We start from the raw sequence: 14,721 nt of genomic DNA on the forward strand, positions 1-14,721 counted from the left end.
GTCCACAGGCCCGCCGGAGTGTCGGTCCGCGCCAGTAGGGTGTGAGTCATGGCCGACCCCTCCAGCTACCGCCCCAGGCCGGGAGAGATCCCGGACTCCCCGGGGGTGTACAGGTTCCGTGACGAGCACCGCCGGGTGATCTACGTCGGAAAGGCGAAGAGCCTGCGCCAGCGCCTGGCGAACTACTTCCAGGACCTGGCGCACCTGCACCCGCGCACCCGCACCATGGTCACGACGGCCGCGTCCGTGGAATGGACGGTGGTGTCCACGGAGGTCGAGGCGCTTCAGCTGGAGTACTCCTGGATCAAGGAGTACGACCCCCGGTTCAACGTCAAGTACCGCGACGACAAGAGCTACCCGTACCTCGCTGTGACGATGAACGAGGAGTTCCCGCGCGTCCAGGTGATGCGCGGCCAGAAGAAGAAGGGCGTGCGCTACTTCGGGCCGTACGGGCACGCCTGGGCGATCCGCGACACCGTCGACCTCCTGCTGCGCGTCTTCCCGGTGCGCACCTGCTCCGCGGGCGTCTTCAAGAACGCCGCCCGCACCGGCCGCCCCTGCCTGCTCGGATACATCGGCAAGTGCTCGGCACCCTGCGTCGGCCGCATCACTCCCGACGACCACTGGGACCTGGCCGACGAGTTCTGCGACTTCATGGCCGGCCGCACCGGTACCTACCTGCGCCGCCTGGAGCGGCAGATGGCCGAGGCGGCCGAGGAGATGGAGTACGAGCGGGCGGCGCGCCTGCGGGACGACATCGGAGCCCTCAAGAAGGCGATGGAGAAGAGCGCGGTCGTCCTCGCCGACGCCACCGACGCCGACCTGATCGCGGTCGCCGAGGACGAGCTGGAGGCGGCCGTCCAGATCTTCCACGTGCGCGGCGGACGCGTGCGCGGTCAGCGCGGCTGGGTCACCGACAAGGTGGAGGAGATCACCACCGGCGCCCTCGTCGAGCACGCCCTCCAGCAGCTGTACGGCGAGGAGAGCGGGGACGCGGTCCCCAAGGAGGTCCTGGTCCCCGCCCTGCCCGACCCGGTCGAGCCCGTCCAGCAGTGGCTGACCGAGCGCCGCGGGTCGGGAGTGTCGCTGCGCATCCCGCAGCGCGGCGACAAGAAGGCGCTGATGGAGACCGTCCAGCGCAATGCCCAGCAGGCCCTCGTCCTGCACAAGACCAAGCGCGCCTCCGACCTGACGACGCGCTCGCGCGCGCTGGAGGAGATCGCCGGGGCCCTCGACCTGGACAGTGCCCCGCTGCGGATCGAGTGCTACGACATCTCGCACCTCCAGGGCGACGACGTCGTGGCCTCCATGGTCGTCTTCGAGGACGGGCTGGCCCGGAAGAGCGAATACCGGCGGTTCCAGATCAAGGGCTTCGAGGGACAGGACGACGTCCGTTCCATGCACGAGGTCATCACCCGCCGCTTCCGCCGCTATCTCGCCGAGAAGGAGAAGACCGGCGAGTGGGCGGACGGCGAGGGACTGACCGACGGCGCCCGGCACCCGAACGGCGACGCCGCCCCGGACGACGGCGCGGCACTCACGGACGGGCAGGAGCTCACGGACGGCCCCGCGCTCAAGGACGACGACGGCCGGCCCAAGCGCTTCGCCTACCCGCCGCAGCTCGTCGTCGTCGACGGAGGTCAGCCGCAGGTCGCGGCTGCCCAGCGGGCGCTGGACGAGCTGGGCATCGACGACATCGCCGTGTGCGGTCTCGCCAAGCGCCTGGAGGAGGTCTGGCTGCCCCGCGAGGACGACCCGGTCGTCCTGCCCCGCACCAGCGAGGGCCTCTACCTGCTGCAGCGGGTCCGCGACGAGGCCCACCGCTTCGCGATCACCTACCAGCGCGCCAAGCGCGCCAAACGCTTCCGCGCCGGCCCGCTGGACGACGTGCCCGGCCTGGGGGAGACCCGCAAGCAGGCGCTGATCAAGCACTTCGGTTCGGTGAAGAAGCTGCGGTCGGCGACGATCGACCAGATCTGCGAGGTGCCCGGCATAGGCCGCAAGACGGCCGAGACGGTCGCCGTGGCCCTCGCCCGGGCCACCCCGGCCGCGCCCGCCGTGAACACGGCGACCGGAGAGATCATGGATGACGACGGGGCACCCGAGACGACGGCGGATGCCCCGGGGGAGCCCGTGTCCGCGGGCACCCCGGACGAACGACGGGGGCAGGAGAGATGACCGAGCACGAGGCACAGCCCGCAGCGCAGCGAGAACAGACGCAGGACGACGGAGCACAGGTGAGTACGGGCAAGGAAACGGCCGGGGCGCACGAGGCGGCCATCCCCGAGCTGGTGATCATTTCCGGCATGTCCGGAGCCGGCCGCTCGACGGCCGCCAAGTGTCTGGAGGACCTGGGCTGGTTCGTCGTCGACAACCTCCCGCCCGCACTGATCCCCACCATGGTGGAGCTCGGCGCCCGCTCCCAGGGCAACGTGGCCCGCATCGCGGTGGTCGTCGACGTCCGCGGCCGGCGCTTCTTCGACAATCTGCGCGAGTCCCTCGCGGACCTCGACGCCCGCGGCGTCACCCGCCGGATCGTCTTCCTGGAGTCCTCCGACGACGCCCTGGTGCGCCGCTTCGAGTCGGTGCGCCGCCCGCACCCCCTCCAGGGCGACGGCCGCATCGTCGACGGCATCGCCGCCGAGCGCGAGCTCCTGCGCGAGCTGCGCGGCGACGCCGACCTGGTGATCGACACCTCCAGCCTCAACGTGCACGAGCTGCGCGCCAAGATGGACGCCCAGTTCGCCGGCGACCAGGAGCCCGAGCTGCGGGCCACGGTGATGTCCTTCGGCTTCAAGTACGGCCTCCCGGTCGACGCCGACCTGGTCGTCGACATGCGCTTCCTGCCCAACCCGCACTGGGTCCCGGAGCTGCGCCCCTTCACCGGCCTCAACGAGGAGGTGTCGAGCTACGTCCTCAACCAGCCCGGAGCCAAGGAGTTCCTCGACCGCTATGCCGAGCTGCTCCAGCTGATCGCCGCGGGCTACCGTCGGGAGGGCAAGCGCTATGTGACCGTCGCCGTCGGCTGCACCGGCGGCAAGCACCGGTCCGTGGCCATGTCGGAGAAGCTCGCCGCCCGGCTCGCCGCCGAGGGCGTGGAGACGGTGGTCGTCCACCGGGACATGGGACGGGAATGACAGGGGAATGACAGGACGTACTCCGCGGCTGAGCCGGCTGCGCCGGGTGGTGCCCGAGGGGCGCGGCGGCAGACCCGCCGATGCCCGCGCCGCCCGGCCCGAACAGGCGCGCGGCGGCAAGCCGCGCCGCCGGGGCGCCCAGCCCAAGGTCGTCGCCCTCGGCGGCGGCATGGGCCTGTCCGCCTCGCTCGCCGCGCTGCGCCGGATCACCGGCGACCTCACCGCCGTCGTCACCGTCGCCGACGACGGCGGCTCCAGCGGGCGGCTCCGTGACGAGCTGGGCGTCCTGCCGCCCGGCGACCTGCGCAAGGCTCTGGCCGCGCTGTGCGGCGACGACGACTGGGGCCAGACCTGGGCCCGCGTCATCCAGCACCGCTTCCAGTCCCAGGGCGACCTGCACGAACACGCGGTCGGCAATCTGCTGATCGTCGCCCTGTGGGAGCAGCTCGGCGACCACGTCCAGGCCCTTGACCTGGTGGGCAAGCTGCTCGGCGCGCACGGTCGGGTGCTGCCCATGTCCGCCGTCCCGCTGGAGCTCCAGGCCCTGGTCAGGGGCCACGACCCGGGGCGGCCCGACGAGGTGGACACCGTACGGGGGCAGGCGACCGTGGCGCTCACGCCCGGCGAGGTGCAGTCCGTGCACCTGGTGCCCAGCGACCCGCCGGCCGTCCCGGAGGCGGTCGACGCCGTCCTGGACGCCGACTGGGTGGTGCTGGGCCCCGGCTCCTGGTTCTCCTCGGTCATCCCGCACCTGCTCGTGCCGGATCTGCTCGACGCGCTGGTCGAGACGAAGGCGCGCCGGGTGCTCTCGCTGAACCTCGCCCCCCAGCCCGGAGAAACTGAGGGCTTCTCCCCGCAGCGTCATTTGGAGGTTTTGGGACGACACGCCCCTAAACTCGCCCTGGACGTGGTGCTGGCCGACGAGGCCGCCGTGCCCGACCGTGACTCGCTCACCGACGCCGCGAAACGGTTCGGTGCCGCGGTCGAGCTGGCTCCGGTCGCCCGGACCGACGGGACCCCGAGGCACGACCCGGAGCTGCTGGCCGCCGCGTACGACCGTATTTTTCGGATGCATGGAAGGATCGGCCCATGGCGATGACGGCAGCGGTGAAGAGCGAGATCTCCCAGCTCCCCGTCACCCGGACCTGCTGCAGAAAGGCGGAGGTCTCCGCCGTCCTGCGGTTCGCCGGCGGCCTCCACCTGGTGAGCGGACGCATCGTGATCGAGGCGGAGCTGGACACCGGGAACGCGGCGCGACGGCTCAAGCGGGACATCCTGGAGATCTTCGGGCACAGCTCGGAGCTGATCGTGATGGCGCCGGGCGGGCTGCGCCGCGGTTCGCGTTTCGTGGTCCGGGTGGTCGCGGGCGGTGACCAGCTGGCCCGGCAGACCGGGCTGGTGGACGGCCGGGGCCGCCCGATCCGGGGCCTGCCGCCGCAGGTGGTCTCGGGGGCCACCTGCGACGCCGAGGCGGCCTGGCGCGGGGCCTTCCTGGCGCACGGCTCGCTCACCGAGCCCGGCCGCTCCTCCTCCCTGGAGGTGACCTGCCCGGGTCCCGAGGCGGCGCTCGCCCTGGTCGGCGCCGCGCGCCGGCTGTCGATCCCGGCCAAGGCCCGCGAGGTGCGCGGCGTGGACCGGGTCGTGGTCCGCGACGGAGACGCGATCGGCGCGCTGCTCACCCGGCTCGGCGCGCACGACTCGGTGCTGGCCTGGGAGGAGCGCAGGCTGCGGCGCGAGGTCCGCGCCACCGCCAACCGGCTCGCCAACTTCGACGACGCCAACCTGCGCCGCTCCGCCCGCGCGGCCGTCGCCGCCGGTGCCCGGGTGCAGCGCGCCCTGGAGATCCTCGCCGACGACGTGCCCGAGCACCTCGCCGCGGCGGGTCGGCTGCGCATGGAGCACAAGCAGGCCTCCCTGGAGGAGCTGGGCGCCCTCGCCGACCCGCCGCTGACCAAGGACGCCGTCGCCGGACGCATCCGCCGCCTGCTGGCCATGGCCGACAAGCGGGCCTCTGACCTCGGCATCGCCGGTACGGACGCCAACCTCGGCGAGGAGGAGATGGCCGACAACCTCGTCGGCTGACCGGACGTCCCCGTGGCCCCGAGCCGTACGGAACGAGGGCAACGAGCCGGTGCCGGCGCCCACTTGGGTGACCGGCACCGGCTTTCGCGTGTCCTTGCCGCACTCTTGACTCGATCATGAGCTGTCATGAGCCTGGCATCTGTTCGCTGCTGTGGCGAACCCAGGCCTGTCGGACAGGCCCCATCTAGGGGGGTTCATGAGACGAAGAGCGAGATCGATCCTCGCTGTCGGCGCGCTCCTGATCGGCGGAGCGAGCTTCGCGCCCATCGCCCAGGCACAACCCGCGGACCCGGGGACCCCGGACGCGAACGAAGTGAAGGTCTTCCGCGCCGACGTCACCAAGGAGCAGGTGCCCCTGCTGCTGGCCACCGGCCAGGACGGCCACGAACTCGGCGAGCAGGTACCCGACCGGGGAACCGCCGCCGTGGAGCTGTACCTCACCGAGAAGCAGGCCGGCACGCTGGAGAAACAGGGCGTCGACCTCACCGAGCACACCCTGTCCACCCAGGCCGAGAAGCGGGTCGAGAGCGCCGCCGACGGCGTCTTCCGCCCGTACAGCGGCAGCGGCGGCCTGCGCGAGGAGATCCTGCGGACCGCCCGGGAGAACCCCGGTCTCACCAAGGTCGTCTCCATCGGGAAGACCGTGAACGGCCAGGACATCCTGGCGCTCAAGCTCACCAAGCACGCGAAGAAGTCGAAGGACGGCTCCAAGCCGTCCGTCCTCTACATGTCCAACCAGCACGCGCGCGAGTGGATCACCCCGGAGATGACCCGGCGGCTGATGCACCACTACCTGGACAACTACAAGAAGGACCGGCGGATCAGGAAGATCGTCGACTCCACCGAGCTGTGGTTCGTCCTGTCGGCCAACCCCGACGGCTACGACTACACCTTCGAGAGCACCGACAACCGCCTCTGGCGCAAGAACCTGCGCGACGTCAACGGCGACGGCACCATCAGCACCGGCGACGGCGTCGACCTCAACCGCAACTTCGCCTACAAGTGGGGCTACGACGACGAGGGCTCGTCCCCCAACCCCACCAGCGAGACCTACCGCGGCGCGAGCCCCGGCTCCGAGCCCGAGACCAAGGCGCTGGACGCCTTCCAGAAGCGGATCGGCTTCACGTACGGCATCAACTACCACTCCGCCGCCGAACTGCTCCTCTACGGCGTCGGCTGGCAGGTGGCCACCAACACCCCGGACGACGTCCTCTACAAGGCGCTGGCCGGCACCCCCGACAACTCGGCGATCCCCGGCTACCACCCGCAGGTCTCCTCGGAGCTGTACACCACCAACGGCGAGGCCGACGGGCACGCGGCCAACGTCAACGGCATGGCGATGTTCACCCCGGAGATGTCCACCTGCAAGACGGCCTCCGACGTGGACCCCGACGACCAGTGGAACGCGCGCGACTGCCAGTCCGGCTTCAACTTCCCCGACGACGAGAAGCTGATCCAGCAGGAGTTCGCCAAGAACGTCCCGTTCGCGCTCTCCGTCGCCGAGACCGCCGCGCACCCCGACCGGCCGTCCTCCTCGGTCGGCCTGGACGCCGCCGACTTCACCCCCGCCCCCTTCACCACCTCCTACGCGCGCGGCGCCGACCAGGAGGTCTCCGTCGTCGTCCGCAAGTCCGTGCGCGACAAGGAGCTGAAGTACCGCGTCAACGGCGGACGCACGCACGACGCGACGCTGCGGCCCTGGCGGGGCGGCGAGACGTACGGCGGTGAGGACAACCTCTACTTCGACGAGTACCGGGCCAAGGTCAGGGGCGCCGACCCCGGCGACCGCGTCGAGGTCTGGTTCACCGGCGAGACACCGCGCGGAAGCCATGACCGGCACGGCGGCCACGGCAAGCGCACCGAGAGCGAGCACTTCACCTACACGGTCGCCGAGCGGCCCCGCGCCGACGTCCTCGTCGTCGCCGAGGAGGGCGCGAAGGCCACGCAGACCCAGACGTACGTGGACGCCCTCAAGGCCAACGGCCACCGCGCCGCCGTCTGGGACGTCGCCGCCCAGGGCGCTCCCGACGCACTCGGCGTCCTCGGTCACTTCGGCACCGTCGTCCACTACACGGGCGCCGCGGTGCCCGGCAACGCCACCCAGCTCCAGCTGCGCGCCTTCCTCAACGAGGGCGGCAAGCTGATCGAGGCCGGCGAGCAGGCCGGCGGCGACGTCGACCTCGGCGGCGGCACCCTCTCCGACGACTTCAGCCAGTACTACCTGGGCGCCTACACCCGCACCGCCACCTCGGGCGCCACCGGGTTCACCGGCTCCGGCAAGCTCGACAAGGCCGACGGCACCCTCGGCGACGCCCCCGGCAACCCGCTGGACGCCGCCGGAACCTACAGCGTGACCTCCGACGAGCTGGACCCCGGCACCTACCCGCAGTTCGCGAGCGCGGGTGCCGGGAAGTTCGCCGGGACGGTGAACCCGTACGGGCCCTACGCGGGGGAGTGGATGGCCGCCGCCGTCCACACCGACGACGGCTACAAGCGCCTCACCCGCACCGTCGACCTCACCGGCGTCACCGCCTCCGAGCGCCCCACGCTCCGCACCCAGCTGCTGTGGGACACCGAGCGCGGCTACGACCATGCTTTGGTCGAGGCGCACACCACCGGCGCCGACGACTGGACCACGCTGCCCGAGGCGAACGGCGCCACGGGCACGGCCGTGCCCGCCGAGTGCGAGGCCGGGTTCTACCTGGCCGGGCACCCCTGGCTGGCGCACTACCTGACCCTGTCCGACGAGGGCTGCACCGCGACCGGCACCACCGGGCAGTGGAACAGCCTCACCGGCTCCTCCGGCGGCTGGAAGCAGGTCGAGTTCGACCTGAGCGCCTACGCCGGGAAGTCCGTGGAGCTCTCCATCGCCTACGTCACCGACCCCGGCAGCGGCGGCCGCGGAGTCCTCGCCGACGAGGCCTCCCTGGTCGTCGGGGGCACGGCGACGCAGACCGAGGGCTTCGAGACCTCGCTGGGCGCCTGGCAGGTCTCCGGCCCGCCCGCGGGCAGTCCCGCCGTCCTGAAGGACTGGACCCGCACCGGGACCCTGTTCCAGACCTACGGCGCGATCACCACGGACGACACCGTGCTGCTCGGCTTCGGCCTGGAGCACCTCGCCGAACCGGCCGCCCGCGCGGCACTGGTCCGGCAGGCGCTGCGTGCCCTGGACGAGTGAATACCGGCGTGCGGGGGACTGACCCGGTGTAACCAAATCGGGTGATCGGTCCCCGTCGCCCGGGGCGGTCCGTACCCCTACTGGCGGGTACGGACCGCCCTGCCGGGTATGGGGCGTCTCGATGTCACCCCCGACGCCGTAGGGAGGTAGGGTCGGAGGTGGTCGGGGACATCCCAAATACAGCTCGCCGGCACATCGGGCCGGCGTACCAACGAGGAGATCGGTTCGTGACGATCCGCGTAGGCATCAACGGCTTTGGCCGCATCGGTCGTAACTACTTCCGCGCGCTGCTGGAGCAGGGTGCGGACATCGAGATCGTGGCTGTCAACGACCTGGGTGACACCGCGACCACCGCCCATCTGCTGAAGTACGACACCATCCTCGGCCGCCTCAAGGCGGAGGTCTCGCACACCGAGGACACCATCACCGTCGACGGCAAGACCATCAAGGTCCTGTCCGAGCGCAACCCGGCCGACATCCCGTGGGGTGAGCTGGGCGTCGACATCGTGATCGAGTCGACCGGCATCTTCACGAAGAAGGCCGACGCGGAGAAGCACATCGCCGGTGGCGCGAAGAAGGTCCTCATCTCGGCTCCGGCCAAGGACGAGGACATCACCGTCGTGATGGGCGTCAACCAGGACAAGTACGACCCGGCGAACCACCACGTCATCTCCAACGCCTCCTGCACCACCAACTGCGTGGCGCCGATGGCCAAGGTCCTCGACGAGAACTTCGGCATCGTCAAGGGCCTGATGACGACGGTCCACGCGTACACGAACGACCAGCGCATCCTGGACTTCCCGCACAAGGACCTGCGCCGCGCCCGTGCCGCCGCGGAGAACATCATCCCGACCACCACGGGTGCCGCCAAGGCCACCGCGCTGGTCCTGCCGCAGCTCAAGGGCAAGCTCGACGGCATCGCGATGCGCGTCCCGGTCCCGACCGGCTCGGCCACCGACCTGGTCGTGGAGCTCCAGCGCGAGGTCACCAAGGACGAGGTCAACGCCGCGTTCAAGAAGGCCGCCGACGACGGCGACCTCAAGGGCTTCCTGTTCTACACCGAGGACCCGATCGTCTCCTCGGACATCGTCGGTGACGCCGCCTCCTGCACCTTCGACTCGTCCATGACCATGGTCCAGGACGGCAAGTCGGTGAAGATCCTCGGCTGGTACGACAACGAGTGGGGCTACTCCAACCGCCTCGTCGACCTCACGGTCTTCGTCGGCAACCAGCTCTGATCGACTTCAGCAAGGCACCTCGATGCGGTAGCAGGGCTCGGACAGCGCAAGGTCGCGCTGCCCGGGCCCTGCGTCGCGTCCGCCGCCACCAGCCCTCGTAGGATCACGAGCGATCCGAGAACCCAGGAGCCCTCTTGAAGACGATCGACGAACTGCTCTCCGAAGGCGTCGCGGGCAAGCGCGTCTTCGTCCGCGCCGACCTGAACGTCCCGCTGGACGGCACCACCATCACCGACGACGGCCGCATCCGCGCGGTAGTGCCCACCGTCAAGGCGCTGGCCGACGCGGGCGCCCGCGTGATCGTCGCCTCGCACCTGGGCCGCCCCAAGGGCGCCCCGGACCCCGCCTTCTCCCTCGCCCCGGCCGCCGCCCGCCTCGGTGAGCTGCTCGGCGCCGACGTCGCCTTCGCCGAGGACACGGTCGGCACCTCCGCCGAGGCCGCCGTCTCCGGCCTCGCCGACGGCGGTGTCGCCGTCATCGAGAACCTGCGCTTCAACGCGGGCGAGACCAGCAAGGACGACGCCGAGCGCGCCGCCTTCGCCGACAGGCTGGCCGGCCTCGCGGACGTCTACGTCGGCGACGGCTTCGGCGCGGTGCACCGGAAGCACGCCTCGGTCTTCGACCTGCCGAAGCGGCTGCCGCACTACGCCGGGTACCTCATCGCCACCGAGGTCGGCGTCCTCAAGAAGCTCACCGACGAGGTGAAGCGCCCGTACGTGGTCGCCCTCGGCGGTGCCAAGGTCTCCGACAAGCTCGCCGTCATCGACCAGCTGCTCGGCAAGGCCGACCGGCTGCTCATCGGCGGCGGCATGGCGTACACCTTCCTCAAGGCCAAGGGGTACGAGGTCGGCATCTCGCTGCTCCAGGAGGACCAGATCCCGGCGGTCCAGGAGTACATCGAGCGCGCCGAGAAGAACGGCGTCGAGCTGGTCCTGCCCGTCGACGTCCTGGTCGCGCCCGAGTTCCCCGACCTCAAGACGAAGGCCCCGGCCAACCCCACCACCGTCGCCGCGGACGCCATCCCGGCCGACCAGGAGGGTCTGGACATCGGTCCCGAGACCCGCAAGCTGTACGCATCGAAGCTCGCCGACGCCGGCACCGTCTTCTGGAACGGTCCCATGGGCGTCTTCGAGCACCCCGACTACGCCGAGGGCACCAAAGCGGTCGCCCAGGCCCTCGTCGACGCCCCGGGCTTCACCGTCGTCGGCGGCGGCGACTCCGCCGCGGCCGTGCGCACGCTCGGCTTCGACGAGAACGCATTCGGCCACATCTCGACCGGCGGCGGCGCCTCCCTCGAATACCTCGAGGGCAAGACGCTCCCCGGCCTCGCCGCACTGGAGGACTGACCCCGATGACCACCCGCACGCCGCTGATGGCGGGCAACTGGAAGATGAACCTCAACCACCTCGAGGCCATCGCCCACGTCCAGAAGCTCGCCTTCGCCCTCGCGGACAAGGACTACGACGCCGTCGAGGTCTCCGTCCTCGCCCCCTTCACCGACCTGCGCTCCGTGCAGACCCTGGTCGACGGGGACAAGCTCAAGATCAAGTACGGTGCCCAGGACATCTCCGCGCACGACGGCGGCGCCTACACCGGCGAGATCTCGGGCCCGATGCTGGCCAAGCTGAAGTGCACGTACGTGGCCGTCGGCCACTCCGAGCGCCGGCAGTACCACGCCGAGACCGACGAGATCGTGAACGCCAAGGTCAAGGCCGCCTACAAGCACGGTCTGACCCCGATCCTGTGCGTCGGCGAGGAGCTGGACGTCCGCGAGGCGGGCAACCACGTCGAGCACACCCTCGCCCAGGTCGAGGGCGGCCTGAAGGACCTCCCGGCCGAGCAGGCCGAGACCGTCGTGATCGCCTACGAGCCCGTGTGGGCCATCGGCACCGGCAAGGTCTGCGGCTCCGACGACGCCCAGGAGGTCTGCGCGGCGATCCGCGGCAAGCTCGCCGAGCTGTACTCCCAGGAGCTGGCCGACAAGGTCCGCATCCAGTACGGCGGCTCCGTCAAGTCCGGCAACGTCGCCGAGATCATGGCGAAGCCCGACATCGACGGCGCCCTGGTCGGCGGCGCCTCGCTGGACTCGGACGAGTTCGTCAAGATCGTCCGCTTCCGCGACCAGTAGCCGGCGCACGGTCGAGAGGCAGATCGACCAGTGAGTATGCGCTAGCGGCGATACGTCGTACCCTTGCGGGGGCATGGTGGCCTGCTGTCACCGTGCCCCCGTCGTCCATCCGAATCCGAGGAAGTTGGTCCAGCCGTGGTTTTGGGGTTCTCGATCGCCCTGATCGTCTTCAGCGGGCTGCTGATGCTGCTGGTGCTGATGCACAAGGGGAAGGGCGGCGGCCTCTCCGACATGTTCGGTGGCGGCATGCAGTCCTCCGTCGGTGGCTCTTCGGTCGCCGAGCGCAACCTCGACCGGATCACCGTCGTGGTCGGTCTGTGCTGGTTCGTGTGCATCATGGTGCTCGGCCTGCTCATGAAGGCCAACAACTGAGGGGTCCCGTCGCCCCGTCACACACTTGTGCACGTAAAGCCCCATGTCCGGTACGCGCCTCGGCGCGCCGCCTATCATGGGGCTTGCGTCTGTGCAGTGGAGCTTGTAACTCCAAATACTGGACGCGCGTTGGGCCTTACGTAGACTGAGGCGCTCGCAGCGAAGCGAAACGCCGACTCGCTTTGCGGCACCATCACGCAGGGAGTTACGACCGTGGCAAGTGGCAACGCGATCCGGGGAAGCCGGGTCGGGGCGGGGCCGATGGGCGAGGCCGAGCGTGGCGAGTCAGCGCCGCGTCTGCGCATCTCCTTCTGGTGCTCCAACGGACACGAGACACAGCCGAGCTTCGCGAGCGACGCCCAGGTCCCGGAGACCTGGGACTGCCCGCGCTGCGGCTTCCCCGCCGGACAGGACCGGGACAACCCCCCGGACCCGCCGCGCACCGAGCCCTACAAGACCCACCTCGCGTACGTGCGCGAACGCCGCAGCGACGCGGACGGCGAGGCGATCCTCGCCGAGGCACTCGCCAAACTGCGCGGCGAGATCTAGGGCCTGTCCGGCGGATCATGCCGCAGACGCGGGGTCTGGCACGCACATCTGCCGCGTTGTCGTCACTCTCCCCCACTCTCGGCTTCGCTCGAGCGGGAGGGGCCCCCACCGCTCCGCGTCGACTCCCTCCTCCGCCTTGCAGCTGCACGCGCCAGACCCCGCTCACCGGCGTCGATGAGATACCGCTTCTTTCCTGCGACCTGATCCGCCGGACAGGCCCTAGCTCCGTACACCGTCGGTTTCCGTCTCCGTCGGTCGCCTTCACTCCTGATCACTTAGGTTGGAACAGCTGTACAGCCGGGACAGCTGGGACACCCAAGGAAGAAGGCTGACGTCCGACATGAACGCAGACGGCCGTACCAGGCTCCACCAGACGCCCGAATGGGCCGCGCTGGTCAAGCACCGCGAGCAGCTCGGCGAGGTGCGGCTGCGCGAGCTGTTCGCCGCCGACCCGGGGCGCGGCACCGGCTGGACGCTGCGCGTGGGAGACCTGCACGTCGACTACTCGAAGCACCTGGTCACCGACGAGACGCTGGCCCTGCTCCAGGAGCTGGCCGCCGCCACCGACGTGTTCGGGCTGCGCGACGCCATGTTCCGCGGTGAGCGCATCAACATCACCGAGGACCGGGCGGTGCTGCACACCGCGCTTCGGGCGCCGCGGGACGCGGTGATCGAGGTCGACGGCGAGAACGTCGTCCCCAAGGTGCACGCCGTGCTCGACAAGATGGCCGGCTTCGCCGACCGGGTCCGCTCCGGCGAGTGGACCGGTCACACCGGCAGGCGCATCCGCAACGTCGTCAACATCGGTATCGGCGGCTCCGACCTCGGCCCGGCGATGGCGTACGAGGCGCTGCGGGCCTTCACCGACCGCTCGCTCACCCTCCGCTTCGTGTCCAACGTGGACGGCGCCGACCTGCACGAGGCGGTCCGGGACCTGGACCCGGCGGAGACGCTGTTCATCATCGCCTCCAAGACGTTCACCACCATCGAGACGATCACCAACGCCACCTCGGCCCGCTCCTGGCTGCTGGACGGCCTCGGGGGCGACGAGAAGGCGGTCGCGAAGCACTTCGTGGCGCTGTCGACGAACGCCGGGAAGGTCGCGGACTTCGGCATCGACACGGCCAACATGTTCGAGTTCTGGGACTGGGTCGGCGGCCGGTACTCCTTCGACTCGGCCATCGGGCTGTCGCTGATGATCGCCATCGGCCCGGACCGGTTCCGGGAGATGCTCGACGGCTTCCACCTCGTCGACGAGCACTTCCGCACGGCGCCCGCCGAGACCAACGTGCCTTTGCTGATGGGTCTGTTGGGAGTCTGGTACGGCAGCTTCCTGGGCGCGCAGTCGCACGCGGTGCTGCCGTACTCGCACTATCTGTCGAAGTTCACCGCGTATCTCCAGCAGTTGGACATGGAGTCCAACGGCAAGTCCGTCGACCGGGACGGCAACCCGGTTCAGTGGCAGACGGGACCGGTGGTGTGGGGCACGCCGGGCACCAACGGGCAGCACGCGTACTACCAGTTGATCCACCAGGGTACGAAGCTGATCCCGGCGGACTTCATCGGTTTCGCGCGGCCGGTGGGCGAGCTGAGCCAGGAGCTGAAGGCCCAGCACGACCTGCTGATGGCCAACTTCTTCGCACAGACCCAGGCCCTCGCCTTCGGCAAGACCCCGGACGAGGTGCGTGCCGAGGGGGTGCCGGAGGAGCTGGTCCCGCACAAGACGTTCCGCGGCGACCATCCGACGACGACGATCCTGGCCGCCGAGCTGACCCCCTCCGTCCTCGGCCAGCTCATCGCGCTGTACGAGCACAAGGTGTTCGTGCAGGGCGCGGTCTGGAGCATCGACTCCTTCGACCAGTGGGGCGTCGAACTCGGCAAGGTGCTCGCCAAGCGCGTCGAACCCGCCCTCACCGAGGGCGCGGACGTGCCCGGCCTCGACCCGTCCACGGCCGCGCTGGTCGCCGCCTACCGGGAGTTGCGCGGGCGGGTGTGAGCGTGCCGAAGGGGCGGCGGGAGGTTTTTCGCCCCCGCCGC

At 70.4% G+C, this 14,721-nt stretch carries 11 protein-coding genes; all 11 read left to right on the forward strand.

Going from position 1 to position 14,721, the window contains the following annotated elements:
* Positions 1–48: 48 nt before the first annotated feature.
* The 11 genes from uvrC (at position 49) to pgi (ending at position 14,680) form a co-directional block, all read left to right on the forward strand.
* Positions 49–2,178, forward strand: coding sequence for an excinuclease ABC subunit UvrC (gene uvrC / locus ACFYZ3_RS03740; RefSeq protein WP_388513754.1), 2,130 nt, complete (start codon positions 49–51; stop codon positions 2,176–2,178).
* Entirely contained in the window at positions 2,175–3,137 is a 963-nt protein-coding gene (gene rapZ, locus ACFYZ3_RS03745) for an RNase adapter RapZ (protein ID WP_388513756.1), read from the forward strand. Before uvrC ends, rapZ begins: the two co-directional genes overlap by 4 nt.
* Positions 3,138–3,144: 7 nt before the next feature.
* Positions 3,145–4,236, forward strand: a complete 1,092-nt coding sequence (yvcK, locus tag ACFYZ3_RS03750) for a uridine diphosphate-N-acetylglucosamine-binding protein YvcK (RefSeq protein WP_388513757.1) — start codon at positions 3,145–3,147, stop codon at positions 4,234–4,236.
* Positions 4,227–5,219: a DNA-binding protein WhiA gene (gene whiA, locus ACFYZ3_RS03755; protein ID WP_059300230.1), complete on the forward strand. Its 993-nt coding sequence runs from the start codon at positions 4,227–4,229 to the stop codon at positions 5,217–5,219. Before yvcK ends, whiA begins: the two co-directional genes overlap by 10 nt.
* 196 nt (positions 5,220–5,415) lie before the next feature.
* Entirely contained in the window at positions 5,416–8,397 is a 2,982-nt protein-coding gene (locus ACFYZ3_RS03760) for a M14 family zinc carboxypeptidase (RefSeq protein WP_388513759.1), read from the forward strand.
* 227 nt (positions 8,398–8,624) lie between these two features.
* Positions 8,625–9,635 (forward strand): type I glyceraldehyde-3-phosphate dehydrogenase, encoded by a 1,011-nt coding sequence (gene gap, locus ACFYZ3_RS03765; protein WP_388513760.1) that lies wholly within the window; start codon positions 8,625–8,627, stop codon positions 9,633–9,635.
* Between the two features lie 134 nt (positions 9,636–9,769).
* On the forward strand, positions 9,770–10,981 hold the full coding sequence (locus tag ACFYZ3_RS03770; protein ID WP_388513761.1) for a phosphoglycerate kinase: 1,212 nt from the start codon (positions 9,770–9,772) through the stop codon (positions 10,979–10,981).
* A 5-nt stretch (positions 10,982–10,986) separates the two neighbouring features.
* Positions 10,987–11,763 carry a triose-phosphate isomerase gene (gene tpiA / locus ACFYZ3_RS03775; protein WP_388513762.1) on the forward strand — a complete coding sequence of 259 codons (777 nt, stop codon included), beginning with the start codon at positions 10,987–10,989 and terminating at the stop codon, positions 11,761–11,763.
* Positions 11,764–11,898: 135 nt separating this feature from the next.
* Complete coding sequence (gene secG / locus ACFYZ3_RS03780; RefSeq protein WP_388513763.1) at positions 11,899–12,135, forward strand: preprotein translocase subunit SecG; 237 nt, start codon at positions 11,899–11,901, stop codon at positions 12,133–12,135.
* 213 nt (positions 12,136–12,348) lie between these two features.
* A complete protein-coding gene (locus ACFYZ3_RS03785; protein ID WP_003976875.1) occupies positions 12,349–12,684 on the forward strand; it encodes an RNA polymerase-binding protein RbpA in 336 nt (111 codons plus the stop codon).
* 340 nt (positions 12,685–13,024) lie between these two features.
* Positions 13,025–14,680 carry a glucose-6-phosphate isomerase gene (gene pgi, locus ACFYZ3_RS03790; protein WP_388513764.1) on the forward strand — a complete coding sequence of 552 codons (1,656 nt, stop codon included), beginning with the start codon at positions 13,025–13,027 and terminating at the stop codon, positions 14,678–14,680.
* The last annotated feature ends 41 nt before the right edge of the window (positions 14,681–14,721 follow it).

Origin of the sequence: Streptomyces sp. NPDC001599 (assembly GCF_042893535.1) — a bacterium.
GTDB lineage: Bacteria > Actinomycetota > Actinomycetes > Streptomycetales > Streptomycetaceae > Streptomyces.

Excerpts from the sequence above, each read along its gene's own strand:
- ACFYZ3_RS03760 (WP_388513759.1), top strand. The coding sequence starts at position 5,416 with ATGAGACGAAGAGCGAGATCGATCCTCGCTGTCGGCGCGCTCCTGATC.
- rapZ (WP_388513756.1), top strand. The coding sequence starts at position 2,175 with ATGACCGAGCACGAGGCACAGCCCGCAGCGCAGCGAGAACAGACGCAG.
- tpiA (WP_388513762.1), top strand. The coding sequence starts at position 10,987 with ATGACCACCCGCACGCCGCTGATGGCGGGCAACTGGAAGATGAACCTC.
- uvrC (WP_388513754.1), top strand. The coding sequence starts at position 49 with ATGGCCGACCCCTCCAGCTACCGCCCCAGGCCGGGAGAGATCCCGGAC.
- yvcK (WP_388513757.1), top strand. The coding sequence starts at position 3,145 with ATGACAGGACGTACTCCGCGGCTGAGCCGGCTGCGCCGGGTGGTGCCC.
- whiA (WP_059300230.1), top strand. The coding sequence starts at position 4,227 with ATGGCGATGACGGCAGCGGTGAAGAGCGAGATCTCCCAGCTCCCCGTC.
- pgi (WP_388513764.1), top strand. The coding sequence starts at position 13,025 with ATGAACGCAGACGGCCGTACCAGGCTCCACCAGACGCCCGAATGGGCC.